This window comes from Azospirillum sp. B4 (assembly GCF_000333275.1).
GTDB lineage: Bacteria > Pseudomonadota > Alphaproteobacteria > Azospirillales > Azospirillaceae > Nitrospirillum.
On sequence record NZ_BACU01000506.1, the window covers coordinates 1 to 4541 of the forward strand.

A 4541-nucleotide genomic window follows, 5' to 3' on the forward strand; every position below is an offset into this window, starting at 1 on the left:
GGCCAGGGCTTCCTGGCTGAAGCTGGCCTTGCCCACACCGGCGTGGACGATACCGGTCTTCTCGGCGCGGAACTCAACCGAGCCGCCCTTGGCGGACTTCACGGCTTCGCCGACGTTCATCGTCACGGTGCCCAGCTTCGGGTTCGGCATCAGGCCGCGCGGGCCCAGCACCTTACCCAGACGGCCGACCAGGGCCATCATGTCCGGGGTGGCGATGCAGCGGTCGAAGTTCATCTCGCCCGCCTGGATCTTCTCGGCCAGGTCTTCCGCACCCACCAGTTCGGCGCCGGCGGCCTCGGCCTCGGCGGCCTTGGGACCACGGGCGAACACGGCGACGCGAACGGTCTTGCCGGTGCCGTTGGGCAGCTGGACCATGCCGCGGACCATCTGGTCGGCATGACGCGGGTCGATGCCCAGGTTCATGGCGATTTCGACGGTCTCGTCGAACTTGGCGGTGGCGTTGCCCTTCACCGACTGGACGGCCTCGTCCAGGGCGTAGAACTTGTTCCGGTCGACGGTGGCGTTAGCCTTCTTGAGACGCTTGCCGGCCATGATCAATCCTCCACCACTTCCAGGCCCATGGAACGGGCCGAGCCGACCAGCATGCTGGCAGCCGCCTCGATGTCGTTCGCGTTCAGGTCCGGCATCTTCGTCTTGGCGATTTCGCGGATCTGCGACATCTTCACCTTGCCCACCGGAGCGCCCTTGCCCACCTGGACGGCGCCCTTGGTGATGCCGGCGGCCTTCTTCAGGAAGTAGGTGTTCGGCGGGGTCTTGGTGACGAACGTGAAGGTACGGTCACCGTAGGCGGTGATCACGACCGGGATGGGCATGCCCTGCTCCAGGTCGGCCGTCTTCGCGTTGAAGGCCTTCACGAATTCCATGATGTTCAGGCCGCGCTGACCCAGGGCCGGACCGATGGGCGGCGACGGGTTGGCCTTGCCGGCCGGCACCTGCAACTTGATATAACCGACGATCTTCTTCGCCATGATACGTCCTCAACAACAATCCGGACGGAACCCCAGCCAAGGGGCGCCACCCGGATCTGCGGGATGCGTGGTTCGGTTCGCCCCATGGACTTCGGTCCTTCGAGAAGGACCTTCGGGCTCGCCTCCCACGCGGGGAATGGGAAGGCGCCCGATCTCCGAGGAGAAGGAGCGCCGTCCCGCTTAAATCTTTTCGACCTGCGCGTATTCGAGCTCGACGGGGGTCGCACGGCCGAAGATGGACACCGCCACCTTGACCCGCGCCTTGTCCTCGTCGACCTCTTCGATGAGGCCGGTGAACGAGGTGAAGGGGCCGTCGATGACGCGAACGTTCTCGCCGACCTCGAAGTGGATGGAGGGCTTCGGCCGCTCAATCCCTTCTTGCACCTGGTTCATGATGCGCAAGGCTTCCGCCTCGCTGATGGGCTGCGGCTTGCCACCGCCCCCCAGGAAACCCGTCACCTTCGGCGCGTTCTTCACCAGGTGCCAGCTCTCGTCCGTCAGCTCCATCTTCACCAGCACGTAGCCGGGGAAGAACTTGCGTTCGGAGTTGATCTTGGCGCCGCGGCGCACCTCCACGACCTCTTCGGTCGGGACCAGGATTTCCTCGAACTGATCTTCCAGGCCCTTCTGGGCGGCCTTCTCACGAATGGACTGAGAGACCTTCTTTTCGAACCCGGAATAAACGTGAACGACGTACCAACGCGCGGCCATGACTTAGCCTCCGATACCAAAAACGAGGCGGACAGCGAACGCGATGATCTGATCGACCGCCAGGAAGAACAGAGACGCGACGATAACCATGAGGAACACCATCCAGGTGGAGATGACCGTTTCCTTGCGGGTCGGCCACGTCACCTTGGCGATCTCACGGCGCACTTCGCGCGCAAACTGGGCAGGACTGGTCTTCGCCATAAGGGCTACGCCACCACGTTCAGAGCTACTCGTCATCACTGCGTCGGCATTGCTGCCGTCACCGGCCCCGAGGGCCACCCGGACAGGGTATTCAGCGAGGCGACGTGGCAGGAGTGGAGGGGATCGAACCCCCAACCCCCGGTTTTGGAGACCGGTGCTCTACCAATTGAGCTACACTCCTACGTCACCGTCGGCGGCTTGCCGCGTCACGGAGCGCCGGTTTATTCACCAATCCAGACCGCTTGTCCAGAAAAATAAATCAGGTGCGGGACGGAAGCGCGCGCGGCGCGGGACGCCCCCTCCTGGGACGACAACCGGACGGTCCCGGCCCACCGGCCGGAGGGTCCAGATGCCGGCGGCTGGAGCACGTGAGGGCCCTGTTTCCCCCATCTATAGGGCGTCCTGCCGGGCCGCTGGGAAGGACATCAGCCCGGCAAGACGCCCTGGGTCACGAAATGCCCCAGCACCTCGTCCAGGGCGATGATGGACACCCCGACGTCGGGTCTGACGCCAGACCGTGGCACGATGGGGTGCAGGCATGACCAATAGGCATAGGGCTGGACCGTGCCAAACAGCGCGTGGGTGGGCACGCCCAGCGACGCGGCGACGTTCATAATTCCCGAATCGGTGCAGAACGCCATGTCACACGCGGCGAGCAGGCCCATGACCTCCCGCAGTGGCTGGCCGATCAGGGGCAGCGGCCGCGCGACCTGGCAGGCCCGGATCACGCCCTGCACCAGGGGGGCCTCCGCCTGGGTGGCAAAAATGAACTGCGTGGTCCGCCCCGCCCCGTGCAGCCGATCCAGGACGGCCGCCATGCGGTCCGCCGGCCACACCCGGTTGGGATCGGCCGAGCCCACCGCCACGGCCGTCCAAGGCCGCGGTAGATGGGCGTAGGGCGCGGCAGCGGCGGCAGGTGCCCCAGGGGGCAGCAACAGTTCCGGCGCCCCCTCCAGGGCCAAGCCCAGGCGTTCGAGCAGGATGGCGGCGCAGCCCAGCCGTTGGGCGTGAAGGTGGCGGATGCTGCGACCATCGGGAATGAGGCCTGCGTTCAGGAAAAAGGTTTGCAGGCGGGAACCGTAGCCGGCCACGTCCTTGATGCCCGCCAGGCGGGCGGCGGCAGCGTAGCGCCAGGACGCGCCCAAGATGACCGCGCGCTTGTAGCGACCCGACCGCATCAAGCGCGCCATGTCGAACAGGACCAGGGCCCGCCGCGCATTCTCGCCAACGGCGTTCCGGCGCGCCTTGCCCGCACCGCCGCCGGCGCCCCCCTGGTCGCGCCCCCCTTGGTCGCGCCCCCCATGGTCGCGCCGAGTCAGCGCCGCGCTGGCGTAGCCGTGGCGCCGTATGGCCCCGGCATGGCGGAACACATAGTCGGTGCCGGCGAACACCGCTTCAGTGGGGAAGTTTTCAAGGGTGATGAGGTCGATGCCGCCGTTCTCATCCGCCCGCGCCAGCCCTTTCAGCGCGGGAATCAACTGGACCATGTCGCCCAAACCGGGCAGCGGCTGAACCACCACGGTCCGGGCCGGGCCGGGCGGCCGGCGGTGAGCCGGCAAACTTCTCCACTCCGTCATTCGTCATAACTCCAAAGACCTAGGTCAATTGGAGGGTTTCACGGAGCGGGCGGGGACAAGCCGTCGCGAAATGGAGGAGCGGGGGGTGCGACAAGTAAACCGCCGGGCACGACATCAACCGCATTGCCCGAATGCCGAAAAGGCGGCGCCCCAGAGGGACGCCGCCTTACGGTACTTCAAAGCCCGTTTGAGGGCTTAGGCGATGATCTTGGCGACCACGCCGGCGCCGACGGTGCGGCCGCCTTCACGGATGGCGAAGCGCAGGCCTTCGTCCATGGCGATGGGGGCGATCAGCTCCACGGTCACCTGCACGTTGTCGCCCGGCATCACCATCTCGGTGCCTTCCGGCAGCGAGACCATGCCCGTCACGTCCGTGGTGCGGAAGTAGAACTGGGGACGGTAGTTGGTGAAGAACGGGGTGTGACGGCCGCCTTCTTCCTTCGTCAGGATGTAGGCCTCGGCCACGAACTTGGTGTGCGGGGTGATCGAGCCGGGCTTGGCCAGGACCTGGCCGCGCTCGACGTCCTCACGCTTCGTGCCGCGCAGCAGCGCGCCGATGTTGTCGCCAGCCTGGCCCTGGTCCAGCAGCTTGCGGAACATCTCGACGCCGGTGACGGTCGTCTTCACCGTGGCCTTCAGGCCGACGATCTCGATTTCCTCACCCACCTTCACGATGCCGCGCTCGACACGGCCGGTCACCACGGTGCCGCGGCCGGAGATCGAGAACACGTCTTCGATCGGCATCAGGAAGGGCTTGTCAACCGGACGCTCCGGCTGCGGGATGTAGGCGTCGACCTGCTTCATCAGCTCCAGGATGGCGTCATGGCCGATCTCGGGGCTGCGGTTCTCCAGGGCGCACAGGGCGGAGCCCTTCACGATCGGAATGTCGTCCCCGGGGAAGTCGTAGCTGCTCAGCAGCTCGCGCACTTCCAGCTCCACCAGCTCCAGCAGCTCGGGGTCGTCGACCATGTCGACCTTGTTCATGAACACCACCAGCGCGGGCACGCCGACCTGGCGGGCCAGCAGGATGTGCTCGCGGGTCTGCGGCATCGGGCCGTCGGCG

The 4541-nt window shown here is 66.3% G+C and carries 6 protein-coding genes and 1 tRNA gene; all 7 read right to left on the reverse strand.

The features are described from left to right. Window positions 1-555 (reverse strand): 50S ribosomal protein L1 (rplA, locus tag I55_RS22140; RefSeq protein WP_085940082.1); only part of this gene is annotated, 555 nt, incomplete at its 3' end. Next, window positions 555-989 carry a 50S ribosomal protein L11 gene (rplK, locus tag I55_RS22145; RefSeq protein ID WP_044562769.1) on the reverse strand — a complete coding sequence of 145 codons (435 nt, stop codon included), beginning with the start codon at window positions 987-989 and terminating at the stop codon, window positions 555-557. The genes rplA and rplK, both read right to left, overlap by 1 nt. 180 nt (window positions 990-1169) lie before the next feature. Beyond that, the gene (gene nusG, locus I55_RS22150) at window positions 1170-1700 is read right to left on the reverse strand and encodes a transcription termination/antitermination protein NusG (protein ID WP_044562770.1); all 531 of its coding nucleotides are present in this window, start codon (window positions 1698-1700) and stop codon (window positions 1170-1172) included. 3 nt (window positions 1701-1703) lie between these two features. After that, window positions 1704-1901: a preprotein translocase subunit SecE gene (gene secE, locus I55_RS22155; RefSeq protein ID WP_040842369.1), complete on the reverse strand. Its 198-nt coding sequence runs from the start codon at window positions 1899-1901 to the stop codon at window positions 1704-1706. A gap of 105 nt (window positions 1902-2006) precedes the next feature. Continuing rightward, window positions 2007-2082: transfer RNA gene (locus I55_RS22160), tRNA-Trp, on the reverse strand. Between the two features lie 244 nt (window positions 2083-2326). Then, on the reverse strand, window positions 2327-3478 hold the full coding sequence (locus tag I55_RS22165) for a glycosyltransferase family 9 protein (RefSeq protein WP_083901327.1): 1152 nt from the start codon (window positions 3476-3478) through the stop codon (window positions 2327-2329). A 195-nt stretch (window positions 3479-3673) separates the two neighbouring features. Next, a partial coding sequence (gene tuf / locus I55_RS22170; RefSeq protein WP_044562773.1) for an elongation factor Tu occupies window positions 3674-4541 on the reverse strand: 868 nt, incomplete at its 5' end.

Excerpts from the sequence above, each read along its gene's own strand:
- rplK (WP_044562769.1), bottom strand. The coding sequence starts at position 989 with ATGGCGAAGAAGATCGTCGGTTATATCAAGTTGCAGGTGCCGGCCGGC.
- nusG (WP_044562770.1), bottom strand. The coding sequence starts at position 1,700 with ATGGCCGCGCGTTGGTACGTCGTTCACGTTTATTCCGGGTTCGAAAAG.
- secE (WP_040842369.1), bottom strand. The coding sequence starts at position 1,901 with ATGGCGAAGACCAGTCCTGCCCAGTTTGCGCGCGAAGTGCGCCGTGAG.
- I55_RS22165 (WP_083901327.1), bottom strand. The coding sequence starts at position 3,478 with ATGACGGAGTGGAGAAGTTTGCCGGCTCACCGCCGGCCGCCCGGCCCG.